The organism is Streptomyces phaeofaciens (assembly GCF_014648915.1).
In the GTDB taxonomy this organism is placed as follows: domain Bacteria; phylum Actinomycetota; class Actinomycetes; order Streptomycetales; family Streptomycetaceae; genus Streptomyces; species Streptomyces phaeofaciens.
Map to the genome: position 1 here is coordinate 51406 of NZ_BMSA01000034.1, position 14601 is coordinate 66006.

At 72.5% G+C, this 14601-nt stretch carries 13 protein-coding genes; 8 read left to right on the forward strand and 5 right to left on the reverse strand.

All coding sequences use genetic code 11. The features are described from left to right. The first annotated feature begins 89 nt into the window (after positions 1-89). The 6 genes from IE275_RS38680 (at position 90) to IE275_RS38705 (ending at position 7032) form a co-directional block, all read left to right on the forward strand. Positions 90-1226 (forward strand): leucine-rich repeat domain-containing protein, encoded by a 1137-nt coding sequence (locus IE275_RS38680; protein WP_189717370.1) that lies wholly within the window; start codon positions 90-92, stop codon positions 1224-1226. Continuing rightward, positions 1223-3043, forward strand: a complete 1821-nt coding sequence (locus IE275_RS38685) for an ankyrin repeat domain-containing protein (RefSeq protein WP_189717371.1) — start codon at positions 1223-1225, stop codon at positions 3041-3043. The genes IE275_RS38680 and IE275_RS38685 overlap by 4 nt, the downstream gene beginning before the upstream one ends. Further along, complete coding sequence (locus IE275_RS38690) at positions 3040-4251, forward strand: AAA family ATPase (RefSeq protein ID WP_189717372.1); 1212 nt, start codon at positions 3040-3042, stop codon at positions 4249-4251. Before IE275_RS38685 ends, IE275_RS38690 begins: the two co-directional genes overlap by 4 nt. Continuing rightward, entirely contained in the window at positions 4248-5450 is a 1203-nt protein-coding gene (locus IE275_RS38695; protein ID WP_189717373.1) for a vWA domain-containing protein, read from the forward strand. The genes IE275_RS38690 and IE275_RS38695 overlap by 4 nt, the downstream gene beginning before the upstream one ends. A gap of 59 nt (positions 5451-5509) precedes the next feature. Next, the gene (locus tag IE275_RS38700) at positions 5510-5881 is read left to right on the forward strand and encodes a hypothetical protein (protein ID WP_189717374.1); all 372 of its coding nucleotides are present in this window, start codon (positions 5510-5512) and stop codon (positions 5879-5881) included. A 350-nt stretch (positions 5882-6231) separates the two neighbouring features. Beyond that, a complete protein-coding gene (locus tag IE275_RS38705; protein ID WP_229871040.1) occupies positions 6232-7032 on the forward strand; it encodes a bestrophin-like domain in 801 nt (266 codons plus the stop codon). A gap of 74 nt (positions 7033-7106) precedes the next feature. Here the strand turns inward: IE275_RS38705 and IE275_RS38710 are convergent, their stop codons facing one another. From IE275_RS38710 to IE275_RS38720, 3 genes are all read right to left on the reverse strand, one after another. Then, entirely contained in the window at positions 7107-7541 is a 435-nt protein-coding gene (locus IE275_RS38710; protein ID WP_189717375.1) for a VOC family protein, read from the reverse strand. A gap of 106 nt (positions 7542-7647) precedes the next feature. Then, the gene (locus tag IE275_RS38715; RefSeq protein ID WP_189717376.1) at positions 7648-7968 is read right to left on the reverse strand and encodes a GYD domain-containing protein; all 321 of its coding nucleotides are present in this window, start codon (positions 7966-7968) and stop codon (positions 7648-7650) included. Between the two features lie 120 nt (positions 7969-8088). Continuing rightward, complete coding sequence (locus IE275_RS38720; RefSeq protein ID WP_189717377.1) at positions 8089-9009, reverse strand: NAD-dependent protein deacetylase; 921 nt, start codon at positions 9007-9009, stop codon at positions 8089-8091. Between the two features lie 836 nt (positions 9010-9845). Here IE275_RS38720 and IE275_RS46925 point away from each other — a divergent pair. Beyond that, positions 9846-9980, forward strand: a complete 135-nt coding sequence (locus IE275_RS46925) for a hypothetical protein (RefSeq protein ID WP_268255334.1) — start codon at positions 9846-9848, stop codon at positions 9978-9980. A 215-nt stretch (positions 9981-10195) separates the two neighbouring features. Further along, positions 10196-10960, forward strand: coding sequence for an alpha/beta hydrolase family protein (locus IE275_RS38725; protein WP_189717378.1), 765 nt, complete (start codon positions 10196-10198; stop codon positions 10958-10960). 156 nt (positions 10961-11116) lie between these two features. Here IE275_RS38725 and IE275_RS38730 read toward each other — a convergent pair whose 3' ends face one another. Next, entirely contained in the window at positions 11117-12394 is a 1278-nt protein-coding gene (locus IE275_RS38730) for an acyltransferase family protein (RefSeq protein ID WP_189717379.1), read from the reverse strand. Continuing rightward, a complete protein-coding gene (locus IE275_RS38735; protein WP_189717380.1) occupies positions 12391-14592 on the reverse strand; it encodes a bifunctional polysaccharide deacetylase/glycosyltransferase family 2 protein in 2202 nt (733 codons plus the stop codon). The genes IE275_RS38730 and IE275_RS38735 overlap by 4 nt, the downstream gene beginning before the upstream one ends. Between the last annotated feature and the right edge of the window lie 9 nt (positions 14593-14601).

Consider the following 14601-nt stretch of genomic DNA (forward strand, 5'->3'; position numbering starts at 1 on the left):
AGTCGATTGGCGTCGGTTCGTCCTGGGCGGGTGGAGGGCGATGCCGCCCTCGGCGAGCCGGGCACCGGCGATGAACCGGTGGAGTGGTGATGACGCAGCCGACGCCCGTACGCTGCCCCGCGATCGAGCACCCGGACATCGCGATCAGCGATCCCGCCGCTCTGGAGCCGCTGCTCGACCGGCTGCGGTCCGCGCAGCCCGTCGCGGCCGACGAGACCTTCCCGCTCGGCACCGTACGCGCGGACGGGCGGATCGACCTGTGCAAGCAGGGCCTCGGCACGGTCGGCGCCGCCCGGCTGATGCCCGTCGCCGCGGCCTCCGCGCACGCCACGCACATCCTGCTCGGCACCAACGCCGTCGGGGACGACGGCGCCCGCTCGGTCGCCGACGCACTGACGACGCACGGCCACGGCATCCACACCCTGTACCTCGGCTGCAACCGCATCGGCCCGGACGGCGTCACCGCGCTCACCGACGCGCTGACGACGGACGACACCGTCCACGCCCTGTGGCTCAAGCGCAACCCGGTGGGCGACGCCGGAGCCCGGGCGATCGCCGCGATGCTCCGCCGGAACACCACGCTGCGCACCCTCGACCTGGTCAACACCGGCCTCACCACCGACGGACTGCGGGCCCTGCTCGACGCCCTCACCGGCCGGCCCGGCCCGGTGGAACGCCTCTTCGTCGGAGGCAACGGCCTGACCGCCGACGCCGCCCCGCTGCTGGCGGCGCTCATCCGTGACGCGGGGGTGCGCGAGCTCTACCTCCCCGCCAACCACCTCGGAGACGAAGGCGCGGCGATCCTCGCCGCCGCGGCCGACCCCGCACGGCCGGTACGCCTCGGCCTCGGCGGCAACGGCATCGGCCCCGCCGGCGCCCGCGCCCTCGCCGACTTCCTCGACGGGATCGAGGCCCTCGACCTGGGCCGACCACTGTCGGAACGCAGCCTCGGCGCGCCCGCCAACACCACCGGCGACGAAGGCGCCCACGCGCTGGCCGCCGCACTTCCGGGCAGCCCGCTGCGCCGGCTGGAGCTCTGCCACACCGGACTGACCGGCCGGGGCGCGAAGACCCTGCTGGCGGCCGTGCCCGACCACTCGTCCCTGGAGTACGTCGGTCTCGGCCCCGGCCTGCCCCGCAAGGTGAAGCGCTCCTTCACCCTGCGCCTGCGGCCCGTCGGCCGGGCGCACCCCGACCTGCGCGCGATAGGGAGTGTCTACCGTTGAGCACGCGTGGCGAACTCCTCTGTTTCCCACCGGACGAGGCGTCGAGCCGACACCGGATCCGCCGCTACGCGGTGCCTCACTGGATGATCGAGCGGGCCACCGCCTGCCGTCTGGCCGGTGACTGGCGCGGCGCCTGCGCGGCGGCGAACGTCGACATCGCGTTCGACCTGTCCGAGGTCGCCGACCACTGCGGCGACGACGTCGTGGCGCTCCTGGAGGACGACCTCCGTCACCTCGTCCCCGATCTGCTGCGCTGGCACCTGCCGCGCACGCTCGGCGGGCGGACCACGCTCGCCAAGGACCGGACCGTCGTCCTCGCGCGCTACCGCCCGAAGACACCGGGCGAGGGCCGCCGGGCCACGCCGTACCTGCACGTCACCACTCCACCGATGATCGACGGACCCCAGCGGATCGCCCTGCGGTTCGAGACGCTCAAGGACGAGCAGGCCGCCGGCGTCTTCGGGCCGACCACGGACGACTGGCGCACCGCGCGGCACTTGTGGGACGCACGGCACACCGCCGAACTGCGCGAACGGTGCGCCGGCGACACCGGGAGGCCCCCGTTCTTCCACGCCGACGGCACCCCGCGCGGCGCGCACGAACTGCCGACCGCCGATCCCGGCGACGGCGACCCGGCGGCCCGTGCCGAGTGGGCCACCCTGCTGCACCAGAAGGGCGACGCACCGGCCGCGTTCGCCGCCGCCGGAATCGAGCTGGACCTGACGCCCCCGCAGAAATCGGGCTGGTACCAGGCGGACCCGGAGCCGCTGCTGGGCAGGATGGCGATCGAGCACACCCGCCTGGAGCCGGAGATCCGCCGTCTGGTGGCCGAGGGCGTGGGCGACCGCTTCCTGATCGCCGCCCACTGGCGGACCTACATCCTGCTGGAGCCCACGGACACCGGCGGGCTGCTCGCACGAGTCGCCGACCGGGACGACGTCAAGGGCGAGCCCTTCCTCGCCGAGGCGCTGTGGCGCAGGCTCCCCGACCTCGACCTGCTGCGGGCCGAAGGCGCCGCACCGGAGCAGCTGCATCCGCTCGTCCGCGAGGCGCTGTTCCCCGCCTTCCGGGCCCCGCGGAGCCCGGCCCGTCCGCAGGGGCCGACGGCACCCGCATCCGTGCGGGTCAGGTGCCGTGGCGAATGGCACGAGGTCGCCTTCCGCCCCGGTGGCCTGCTGCGCATGCCGCACAGCGACGAGGAACAGCAGCGCGAACGCGCCATGCGCGCCTTCGGCGGCGCCGTCGCCGGATGCTTCGCCGTGGAACAGACGTGGACCTCCGGACTGGGCCGCCTGCCGAAGGCGCTGCGCGCGCACCGCACCGAACTGTTCCTGCGTGCCCAGCACGGTGACACCCCCGGCGTGCTGGAACTCCTCGACGCCGGTGTCGATCCCCGCGTACGGGACGCCACCGGCCGCACCCTGCTGCACGTCCTCAACCTCCTCGACCACGAGACGCTGCTGCCACGGCTGCTGGCGGAGGGCCTGGACCTCGAAGCCCGCGACCGGCGGGAGCGCACCCCGCTGTTCGTCGCGGTCAACGACCTCGGTTCGACGGCGCTGGTCGAGGCCCTCGTCGCCGCCGGGGCCCGGCTCGACGTGATCGACGGGTCCGAGCTGTCGCTCGCCCAGATCGTCCGACGGTACAAGCGGCCCGACCTGACGTTCCTGCGAGAACGCGTCCAGGAGGAGCATCCGGGCATCGGTGCCGAGTGGTGGGACGAATGGATGGACGAGCAGGAGGAGTACTACGCGCAGGACCCCGCCGACCCCACCGACCCCACCGAACTCGACGACGAGGAAGAACCGTCCCCTTGAGCACCGACCCCACGGCCCCTGCCGCGCCTTCCGGCCCCCTGGCGGCCGCGGACGACCTCAACCGCAGGCTGCGGGCGCTACGGACGGAACCGGCGGCGAACCCCCAACTGGAGGCGCTCGCCCTCGCCGTGACGGCCAATCAGCCCGTGCTGCTGTGGGGAGAGCCGGGCATCGGCAAGTCGGCCGGTCTGGAGCAACTCGCCGCGGGGCTCGGCCTGCCGCTGGAGACGGTGATCGCCAGCGTGCACGAGCCGTCCGACTTCGCCGGGCTGCCCATCGTCGGTGAGGACCCGGCCGTGACCGGTGTGCCGATGGCCCCGCCGGACTGGGCGGTCCGCCTGGCCCGCGCCGGACAGGGCCTGCTCTTCTTCGACGAACTGTCCTCCGCACCGCCCGCCGTGCAGGCGGCCCTGCTGCGGGTGGTGCTCGAACGACGGGTCGGCAGCCTCGTGCTGCCGGACGCGGTGCGCATCGTCGCCGCCGCCAACCCGCCCTCCAGCGCGGCGGACGGCTGGCACCTCAGCCCGCCGCTCGCCAACCGCTTCGTCCACCTCCAATGGACCTACGACCCCCGGACGGTCGCCCGCGGCATGGCCGGCACCTGGCCGGAGGTGACCGTGCCCGTCGTCGACGCCGGCAAGGTGCCCGGCGCGGTCGCCCGGGCCCGGGGCGCGATCTCCGGCTTCCTCACCGCCCGGCCCGGCCTGGTCCACCACATCCCCGCCGACGCCGAGAGCCGGGGCCGGTCCTGGCCGTCCCCCCGGACCTGGGAGATGGGGCTGAAGCTGCTCGCCGCCGGGTACGCGACCGGCGTCGGACGCGAGGCGCTGGCCGCCGCGCTCACCGGGGCCGTCGGCGACGGCGCGGGCATCGAACTGCTGTCGTACCTCGAACACCTCGACCTGCCCGACCCCGACCGCGTCCTCGCCGACCCGGACGCCTTCGCCCTGCCCGAACGCGGCGACCGGCAACTGGCGTTCCTCATCGCGGTGGTCGCCGCCATCCAGAGCGACCTGACCCGGCCCCGGTGGGAGGCCGGCTGGACCGTCCTGGCCAAGGCCGTCGACGCGGGCGTACCGGACGTGGCCGCCCGGGCCGCCACCGACCTCGCGGCCATGCGCCACCTCGACTGGCCCGTACCGCCCGGCATCGACGGCTTCCTCGGCCTCCTCCAGATGTCCGGAGCCCTGCCCGGCGGCGGCCGGTGAGACCTACGGGGACGACGGAGGATGCCCGCCGCGCCCTGGACCTGACCAAACTGCTCGCCGCCCGCTACAAGGCGGCGAGCGACCGGCCCTATCTGGCGTCGGCGCTGTACGCCCTGACCGTCGTCCCGAGCCCGGACGTGCCGACGATGGGCGTGGACCGGCACTGGCGCTGCTACGTGTCCCCCGCCTTCGTCGACGCGACGCCGGTGCCCGAGCTCGCGGGCGTGTGGGTGCACGAGGCGGCGCATCTGCTGCGCGACCACCACGGCCGGGCGGACCGGCTCCCCGCCGCCGCCCAGCGCGACCACCACCGCGTCAACGTCGCGCAGGACTGCGAGATCAACGACGACCTGCTCTCCGACGGCCTGCGCCTGCCCGACGGACGCATGGAACCCCGCCTCTTCGGACTCCCCGAGGGCCGGCTGTTCGAGGAGTACCTCGACCGGCTCCCGCCCGAGGTGCGAACGCCGGACTGCGGATCCGGTGCGCACGGCCGGCCCGCGCCCTGGGAACTCCCCGAGTCCGGCGGTCCCGCCCGGCTCGGCGAGGTCGAGGCGCAGGCGCTGCGCCGGCAGACCGCCGAGGCGATGCGCGCCCATCAGCGCACCCGCGGCAACCTGCCCGCGGGCTGGCAGCGCTGGGCCGAGGAGGTTCTGGAACCCACGGTGGACTGGCGACGCGCGCTCTCCGGCGCGGTCCGGGAGGCCGCCGCCTGGGCCGCCGGCGCCGTCGACTACACCTACCGCCGCCCCTCGCGTCGCACCCCGGCGCTGCGCGGCGTCGTCCTGCCGAGCCTGCGCCGCCCGCTGCCCCGGGTCGCCGTCGTCATCGACACCTCCGGCTCGATGGGCGACGCCGAACTGGCCGCCGCCCTCGGGGAGGTGACGGGCGTCCTGCGCGAGGTCGGGATCCGCGGCAACCGCGTGACCGTGCTCGCCTGCGACGCCGACGTGCACGCCGTGTCCCGGGTGGTGGCCACCGAACAGATCACCCTGGGCGGCGGTGGTGGCACGGACATGCGCGTCGGCATCGAGGCGGCGCTCGCGACGCCCGATCGCCCGAGCATCGTCGTCGTCCTCACCGACGGCTACACCCCCTGGCCCGACGAGGCCCCGCCCTGCCGCATCATCGCGGCCCTGATCGGCCCTGCCGCACCAGAGCCACCGAACTGGGTGGAGACCGTGCGCATTCCCACCTGACACGGGCCTGGGGAGGGCCGATGTTCAGCCCCTGACCTGGGGCGATACGATCCCGCGTCATGAGACGATCGGTGATCGCGCTGTTGAGCGCAGGGGTAGTCGTGCTTGCGGGGAGTGGGTACGCCGTCGGCGCGGGCCACGACGACGGCGCGGCTGAGCGGTCCGCGAAGTGTGAACAGCCCACGCGGGATTTCGCCGAGCGCGCCGGTCGACTCCGCAAGCAGGTGCAGGGAGACGACGCGCGCTGGCAGGTGGTCACGGCACAGACCGAGATCCTCGCCGTGCTCGTGAAGCAGAACGCGACCTGCTTCGATGCCGGAACGCGCGCGGCGGCGACCGTCGTCCAGCGGCTCTCCGGGGGAGAACAGGATGCCGCCAGATGCGACCTCATCGGCATCAAGGCCGGGGACTGCGCGGTTCAGGTCTCCTGACAGGGCGCCGCGTGGCCTACGGCTCACCCCACTCAGGGACGCACATCATGCGGTGGGCGCCATCTGAAGGCCTCGGGGTGTCGTCGGGGCCGGGGTCCGGTCCGGGTGCGGTCGTGGCCCCGTCGGCTTGGCCTGATTCATCGAGCGCACATCGTTCCCGCGGACGCGTTGGGCCGTCCTGGGCTGTTCGGCCGACGAAGCGAGATGTCGTGCAGGGCGTCGCGAGCGTCAGGGGTCTTCGACCTGTGACCATGGAGCGTTCAGGGAAAGTGATCGACTAGGAGCTCCAGGTCGCGGGCCGCTGCGCCGCCGCCATGTGGCGCTCGCGGGAACGCGCTGTAGGTGATGTGGTGAACTGGTTGATCTCGCTGCCGGCGGTGGCGCTGGTGGTGGGCGGGCTCCTCCTCGCCTTCCTGGTCGCGGCCGCTGCGCGGGTCGGCGTCCGGGCGCTCGTGCCGGTCGGGGAACAGGACCGGGTGCCGCAGATCGCCACACCCCTGATGCCGACACTCGGCGCCGCCTTCGCGATCTTTGCGGCACTCTCACTGGCCAGCGAGGCCGGCTACCTGCGCGCGGCGGAGGCACTGGTGAGCGACGAGGCGGCCGCGGCCTCCCGCCTGGCCTGGGCGGCGACAAGTCCACGAGTCCACTCGGAGCCGATCCACGCGGCCCTCCACGACTACTTGCGGACCACGCGTGCCCGGGAGTGGAAGGCCACGCAAACGGCGTCCGGCGGCGACGACGCGGCCACCGCTCGCGCGATCGCCCGGCTGGAGCGGATCGTGCGCGCCGAGGCGGCCCGGCCCGAGGTGGGAACCCCGACGGGCACGGAGCTGGTGGTCTCCCTGGACGGCGTCACCAGTGGTCGTCGCGCCCGCATCGCGGCCGCAGCGCGCGACGTTCCCGCGCTCTACGTCGTCACGCTCGTGGTCAGCGGGCTGGCCCTGATCGTGAACTCGGGCGCACTGGTCTTCCGCAGCAGCCCGCGAACGTCGTTGCTCGTCGCGGGTGTTGCGAGTGTGGTGGGGTTGAGCCTGGCCTTGCTCTTCGCGCTCAGCGCGCCCTGGAGCGGAGCCCTCGTCGTCACCGGGCACCCACTCGACGCCGTCATCGGAGACCTGAATTCCGGCTTCTTCGCCGGCAGTCCCTAGGGCGGGGCGCGACACCACGCACCGGGCAGGGGAACGGCCCCTGACCAGGCCGGGCGGTCAGGGGCCGTCGGTGCTCAGTCGAGACAGAACTCGTTGCCCTCGATGTCCTGCATCAGGATGCACGACTCGTTCTCCTCGTCGGCGGTCAGCAGTCGTACGCGCACCGCGCCGAGCGCCATCAGCCGTGTGCATTCGGCCTCGAGCGTGGCCAGGCGCTCTTCACCCACCAGCCCGGTGCCGACCCGCACGTCGAGATGCACCCGATTCTTGACGACCTTGCCTTCGGGAACACGCTGGAAATACAGTCGCGGGCCCTCACCTGTGGGATCGCCGCAGGCGAACCACGCACCCCGATCCTCGGGCGACCGCGAGCTGTGGAAATCGTCCCAAGTGTCGAACCCCTTCGGCGGCGGGGGCACGACGTACCCCAACACCTCGCACCAGAAGCGAGCGACGCGCTCAGGATCCGCGCAGTCGAAGGTGACTTGGAACTTCTTGATCGATCCCATCGGCTCACCGTACCAGGGGCACTCTGTGCTCAACTCCCGGTGCGCATCGGCTTGATGACGGGAGGACAGACCTGGCCGAGGCCGAGGTCCACAGGTCGCTCTCGGTTCACGCGCCGGGAGGGCGGAAGGAGACCTGCCGACGGGTCGCCTCGTCGATCTCGTCGAGGGTGAGCAGGGGAGTGGCCCGGGTGCGGAGCGCGCCGCTGGCCTTCACGCTGAGGCTGACCGCGGCCATGGAGACCGGGTCCGGGAAGTCGAGGATGCCCACGAAGTCGTCCTCACCGAAGGCGAAGTACATGGCCTCGACCGTCCCGCCGAGGCCGGCGACGACCTGTTCGACGGCCGCGCGACGGCCACTCGCCCCTTCCTCGAGCAGCCCCTTCGCGCCCTCGGGGGTGTAGGTGGCCTGGATGAGGTACTTCGGCATAGGGGGTGCTCCCTGCCCGCGACGTGACCGGTACGCAGGTTGGACTTCCCTCTGGCACGCCGACCGCCACCCGCCCTACGCCTGGATTCACCCGTTGGAAGCCGAACCGCTGCCAGGTGATCACGGCGTCACGAGATGCGGTGGTGGCGGCGCCTCGTCGTCGACGGGGATGCCCAGCCGGCCCGCGACCGTGGTCAGGGCCGTTCCCAGCGGGAGCGCGACCCGGGTGAGGGCGTGCCGGTCGCCCCGGGTCGGGTCCCGGTTGACGATCAGCACGGGCTTCCCGTCCTGGGCCGCCTGGCGGACGAACCGGAGCCCGGACATCACTGTCAGTGACGAGCCGAGGATCAGGAGTGAGGTCGCTTCGCGGACCAGGGTGCGGCAGTGCTCGACCCGCTGTGGCGGAACGGTTTCGCCGAAGAACACCACGTCCGGTTTGAGGATGCCGCCGCAGACCGCGCAGGGCATCACGCGGAAGTCCCCGATCTGCTCGTCGGTGAGGTCGGCGTCGCCGTCCGGGTTGATTCCCGCGGCCACCGGATCGAAGCCCGCGTTGGCCTCCTCCAGCCGTCGGGCGAGTTCCCGGCGCGGGCTGGAGGCGCCGCAGGAGAGGCAGACGACCCGGGCCAGGCTTCCGTGGAGCTCCACGACGTCCTCGCTGCCGGCGGCCTGGTGCAGGCCGTCGACGTTCTGGGTGATGACACCCGAGAGCAGGCCGTGCCGCCCGAACGCGGCCACGGCCCGGTGTCCGGCGTTGGGGTGGGCGCGGCCGAAGGTGCGCCAGCCGAGGTGGCTGCGCGCCCAGTACCGGCGCCGGGCCTGGGCGCCGGCGGTGAAGTCCTGGTAGGTCATCGGGGTGTGCCGGCTCAGGCTTCCGCCCTCGCCCCGGTAGTCGGGGATGCCCGACTCGGTGGAGATGCCGGCCCCGCTGAGCACCAGCAGGCCGCCGGCGCTCAGTGCGTCGGTGACCTGCTCCAGGTCCGTGGTGCCCGGCGGCAGGTCCTCGGTGGGGGTCCAGCTCAGAGTGGGGCGCATGCGCATGCCTGCCAGGGTACGAAACGGGCTGCCCACGGTGCCTCCAGTCGCTCACACCGATCGGCGGGGACCGCCGGTCCGTCGGCGGAGCGCCCCACCGCTTGAGATCACCGGCGGGCGGGCCGACAGTGGGATGCATGAGCCGTCACCGAAGCCCACCGCGCAGGACGCCGTGGATCGTGGGTGGGGCAGCCGTCCTCGTGGCGGGTGGCGTGGGCATCTGGGCGCTCACGGCGTCGGACGACGGCACCCCGCGACCGGCGCCGTCGGCCTCGAGCGACCTGTCCTTGCCCACGCCCTCACTGCCCCCACTGCCCTCCGCGACGGCTGAGCCGGAGACCTCCAGTACGGCGCGGCCGCCTTCCCCCACGGAGGCTCCGGCCCCTCTGCCGACCACACGGGCCCCCCAAACGGCTCCACGGGCCTCGCAGCCGGCTCCGCGGGCCTCGCAACCGGTTCCGCCGGCCTCCCGGCCGACGTCGACGGCCGGGCACGCCGTGCGTCCCGGCGACCATGCGGCAGGCACGCGCGTCCCCTCCACCCCGCACGCGTCACCTTCCCTCGCTCCGCGGAAGCACTCGGCGCCGGCGGAGTCCGCAAGGCCCGCACGGCCACCGCGGCCGGCGCACACGGCGACAGCCGTGCCTTCGTTCACCGCGAAACCACAGCCGCGACCGACGCCTACGGTGTCCGCACCACCTTCGATCCTGACTCCGCCCCCGCCCCCGCCCCCGCCCCCGCCCCGGACTCGGACCCCGGCTCCGACTCGGCCGCCGACGACCGGAAACGGCCAGGCGACGGTCTGGTACACGTCACCTGTCGCTCAGGCCGCCGCCCAGCGCATGGCAGCCTCCGGGACGGTCGGTGACCCGGCGTGCTCGATGTCGGCTCTGGGCGACCCCGACCCGCAGCTGGTCCCGCACGTCAGCCGTATCGGCATCGGTACATATCAGGGCTATTGGTGCCTGATCTGGTAGGCATCGCCAGGGGCGAGTCTGCCTGTCGGGGAAAAGGGTTGGACGACGTGATGTGCGGGCTTGTAGCTTGCGACCGACCGTGACGCCGCCCGAGGAGGTGAGACCCATGAACGCTGTATCGACGTGGGTGCTCCCCCTTTCCGTCACGGCCGGCGATTGACGTAGGTGTCGCCGGGAGCGCCTCGACAACTAGGCACTCCCGAAAGGCAATACCCATGCATTCTCTGCGGTTCACGGCCGAGTCGTCGTCCGACGGCATGGTCGAGCGCGACTTCGTCCTGGGCGAGGTCCCCGGCGTTCTCTGGTCGCCGGCCTCCGGCGCCGATCGCGCGCCTCTGATCCTGGTGGGCCACGACGGTGGCAAGCACAAGAAGCATCCGGCGATGACGGGCCGGGCACAGAGCTTCGTGAACGGCTGCGGCGCCCATGTCGCCGTCATCGACGCGCCCGGTCACGGCGACCGGCCGCGCACGGCATTCGACGAGCGGGTGAAAGCCGCGCTGGCCGAGGCGAGGGCGGCGGGCGAGCCGGTGGGCCCGATCGTCAGGCACCACAACGCGCGGGTGGCGGAGCTCGCCCTGCCCGAGTTCCGGGCGGCCCTGGACGCCCTCCAGGAACTCCCGGAGATCGGCACCGACGGTCCGGTCGGCTACTTCGGCATCCGCATGGGCACGTCCATCGGCGTACCGCTCGTGGCCGTCGAACCCCGGATCACCGCCGCGGTCTTCGGACTGCACTGGCCCGACGACCTGGCCGAGAAGGCGAAGCAGGTCACCGTCCCGGTCGAGTTCGACATGCAGTGGGACGACGAGCACATCCCGCGCGAGGCCGGTCTCGCGCTGTTCGACGCCTTCGCCTCGCAGGAGAAGACGTTGCACGCCAACGCGGGCAGGCAGGGGGAGCTGCCCCGGTTCGAGGTCGACAGCGCGGTCCGGTTCTTCGCCCGGCACCTGGGCCGGGCGGCCACCTCGCAGGCCTGACCCGAGCGGTCGCGGCGTCCGGCCGATGAGCCGGACGCCGCGACGTCGAGGAGGCGAGAAACGCCCGGCAGAAACGCCCGGCAGGAACGCCCGGCAGGAACGCAGGGAGGCCGCCGCGCGCAGCGGCGGCCTCCCTGACCACGGGCAGGCCGTCCGCTACTTGGCGCGTCGGGCCTTGCTCTTGCGCCCGTCGGGCCACAGGCGCGGCTTCCGCTTCGCCGCGATGTCCTCGATCCAGCCGGTCGCCAGGATCATGACTCCGATGAGGGGCCAGACCAGCAGCAGCATCCACACCATGTACGTGGAGTCGAGGGCGGCCGTGGCGCTCGGGTTCTCCATGAAGGGGAGGCCGTACGCCAGGTCGATGATCGGGACGGTGGCCATGATCAGCAGGTTGTGCCACAGGTAGATCGTGACGGCGCGGTTGTTGGAGAGCGTGACGAGCCTGTCCCAACGGGCCAGGCCGCGCGGCAGCTCCTGCCAGGAGGGCGAGTACAGGAGCAGGATGACCACGAACCCGAAGGACCAGGCCGCCTGGGCCATCGGGATGTCGTTGAGGTCCCAGCCGTCCGGCCCCAGGTGCCCCGAGGCCCACCACAGGCCGAAGGCCATGACGAGTGCGGAGCAGGAGACCGCGAGATAGCGGGGTACGCGCGCGAGCAGCCCGTCCTGGTGGGCGAAGCCCAGGACCCAGCAGCTGCCGTACATGACGAAGTCGGTGACCGCGTTGCCGGTCTCGCCGGGTATGGACACCAGGCCCGTACCCACCACGGCCGTCAGCGCCAGCGGCGCGAACAGCGTGACCCAGGGCGCCTTGCGGAACGCCCACAGCAGCAGGGGCGAGGCGAGCACGAACCACAGGTAGGCCCGCAGGTACCACAGCACGCCCGCCGCCTGCACCGCCCAGGTGTTCTCCAGCACGCCGGACTTGGAGCCGACGCTCCAGGGGAACGGAGGCGCACCGAGCGGGACGATGTAGTTGAGCAGTTCGACGACGCCCAGGGCGCCGCCGTGGTCCGGGTCGTCCAGCACATTCCAGCCGCCCGCGAACATCAGCGTGAGGACGACCGCGCCGAACACCCACAGCGGCGGCAGAAGCCGCCGGATGCGGCCCCGGATGACGCCCAGCGCCGGACGCTTCAGCGAGCGCGCCATCAGCGAGCCGGCCAGGGCGAACATGACGCCCATGGACGGGAACAGCACGGTGAGCCAGGCCCAGCCGAACAGGTGGTAGACGACGACGCGGACCAGGGCGATCGTGCGCAGCAGGTCGAGGTAGCGGTCGCGGCCCGGCTTCTTCGCGGCGGTCGCGCCCGTGGTCCCGTCCGCGGCGGGCGGCTCCGCGAGGGGCTGCGCGCTCCGCTGCCGGGGGACGCCGAACGCCGGTGTCCGCTCGGAACCCGCGCTCGTCCCGGTCGGGTGTCCCTGGGTCATGCGACGGGCCTCCGATCGTTGGTGCTGCCGGTGCGCTGACGCGGCACGGGGCCGCCCGGCGCCTCGACGACGCCGGTGCGGCGCAGTTTCTGCCAGCGCAGCCGGCCGCCGGTGAGGGCGGTGATCCAGGACTGGAGCAGGACGACGTACATCAGCTGGCGGTAGAGGATCTGCTGGAGGGGCAGCGAGATCAGGTGGGTCATGCGTTCGCGGTCGAGCCGGAAGGCGTAGGCCGCGCAGACCGCCTGGACGGCGAGGACGCCCAGCCAGGCCACGATCGTCTTCTGCGTGGGGCCGAAGACGACTCCGTAGAGGAGGAAGACGTCGATGAGCGGGGCCAGCAGCGGGGCGACGACCATGAAGAGCGAGACGAAGGGCAGTCCGACGCGGCCGAACCGGCCGGACGGGCCGCGTTCGACGAGCGCCCGGCGGTGCTTCCAGATCGCCTGCATGGTGCCGTAGGACCAGCGGTAGCGCTGGGACCACAGCTGCTGGACGGATTCCGGGGCCTCGGTCCAGGCGCGCGCCTTCTCCGCGTAGACGACCTTCCAGCCGTCGCGGTGCATGGCCATGGTGATGTCGGTGTCCTCGGCGAGGGTGTCCTCGCTCATGCCGCCGACGCGCTCCAGGGCGGAGCGGCGGAACGCGCCGACCGCACCGGGGATGGTGGGCATGCAGCCCAGGACGTCGTACATCCGGCGGTCGAGGTTGAAGCCCATCACGTACTCGATGTGCTGCCAGGCGCCGATCAGGGAGTCCCGGTTGCCGACCTTGGCGTTGCCGGCGACGGCGCCGACCTTCGGGTCGCCGAAGGGCTGCACCAGTTCGCCGACGGTGGACGGTTCGAAGACGGTGTCGCCGTCCATCATCACGATGATGTCGTGCCGGGCGTTGGCGATGCCGCGGTTGAGGGCGGCGGGCTTGCCCGCGTTGAGCTGACGGATGACCCGGACGTTCGGCAGGCCCATGGCCTCCACGATCAGCGCGGTTCCGTCGGAGGAACCGTCGTCGATGACGAGCACCTCGATGGGGTGCTCACTCGCCATCAGCGAACGGACCGTGCTCTCGATGCACTTGGCCTCGTTGTACGCGGGGACCAGCACCGACACCGGTTCGGTGACCGCGGGGCCCCAGCTGAATCCGGGGCGGCGCACCCTGCGGGCGTGCAGGGCGGACAGCAGCAGCATGAGCACGAACCGGCTGATGACCAGGACGCCGATCACGGCGAGGCCGACCATCAGCACCCCGGTGATGTTCTCGGCGGCCCCCACCAGGAAGATCCACGCCGTGCCCTTCCACAGGTCGAGGCCGGTGACCGGGGTGTGCGCGCTGGGCGCGCCGAGAGCCTCGGTGAGGTTCTCGAACTCGTAGCCCTGGGACTGCAACTCGGGCAGGAACCGGTCCAGCGCCTGGACGGTCTGGTGCCGGTCACCGCCGGAGTCGTGCATCAGGACGATCGCGCCCTTGCCGCCCTTGGGCGTGGCGCGCCTGATGATCTCCTCGACGCCGGGCTTCTTCCAGTCCTCGCTGTCGGTGTTGTTGACGACGGTGAGGTAGCCGCGTGAGCCGATGTACTCGGTGACCGGCCAGGACTTGTCGTCCATCGCGTCGGCGAAGGACGAGTACGGCGGACGGAACAGCGAGGTGCGGATGCCCGCCGCGCCGGCGAGGGCGAGCTGGTTCTGCGACAGCTCCCAGTCGATGCGTTTCTTCGACTGGAAGGAGAGGTCGGGGTGGTTGAAGGTGTGCAGGCCGACCTCGTGGCCCTCGTCGACCATGCGCTGCACCAGGTCCGGGTAGCGGGAGGCCATGGTGCCGGTGACGAAGAAGACGGCGTGCGCGTGGTGCTCCTTGAGCACGTCCAGGACCTTGGGGGTCCAGACCGGGTCGGGGCCGTCGTCGAAGGTCAGGACCAGACGGTGGTCGGGCACGTCCCGGCTGGTGCTGCGGCCGTTGCGGGTGTCGATGACCGGGCCGCCGTCCAGGATCTCGTCGGGCACCTTGTTCGCGGTCGCCTCGGGCTGGATCCGGTGGTCGGCGAGGATCTCGCTGTGGACGTAACCGCGCAGCATCAGCATCGCCATCATGGCGACCAGGACGAGGCTGGGCAGCATCAGGCGCATCGGTACGCGGCGGCGCCGGGCGGCGCTGTCACGGGCCGCGGCTGCGGCCCTGCGACGGCGGGCGGGGAATGCCATCGGAAGGTG

Bases quoted from the DNA above. Each gene is read 5' to 3' on its own strand.
- IE275_RS38680 (WP_189717370.1), top strand. From the start codon at position 90: ATGACGCAGCCGACGCCCGTACGCTGCCCCGCGATCGAGCACCCGGAC.
- IE275_RS38700 (WP_189717374.1), top strand. From the start codon at position 5,510: ATGAGACGATCGGTGATCGCGCTGTTGAGCGCAGGGGTAGTCGTGCTT.
- IE275_RS38710 (WP_189717375.1), bottom strand. From the start codon at position 7,541: ATGGGATCGATCAAGAAGTTCCAAGTCACCTTCGACTGCGCGGATCCT.
- IE275_RS38715 (WP_189717376.1), bottom strand. From the start codon at position 7,968: ATGCCGAAGTACCTCATCCAGGCCACCTACACCCCCGAGGGCGCGAAG.
- IE275_RS38720 (WP_189717377.1), bottom strand. From the start codon at position 9,009: ATGCGCATGCGCCCCACTCTGAGCTGGACCCCCACCGAGGACCTGCCG.
- IE275_RS46925 (WP_268255334.1), top strand. From the start codon at position 9,846: ATGGCAGCCTCCGGGACGGTCGGTGACCCGGCGTGCTCGATGTCGGCT.
- IE275_RS38725 (WP_189717378.1), top strand. From the start codon at position 10,196: ATGCATTCTCTGCGGTTCACGGCCGAGTCGTCGTCCGACGGCATGGTC.
- IE275_RS38730 (WP_189717379.1), bottom strand. From the start codon at position 12,394: ATGACCCAGGGACACCCGACCGGGACGAGCGCGGGTTCCGAGCGGACA.
- IE275_RS38735 (WP_189717380.1), bottom strand. From the start codon at position 14,592: ATGGCATTCCCCGCCCGCCGTCGCAGGGCCGCAGCCGCGGCCCGTGAC.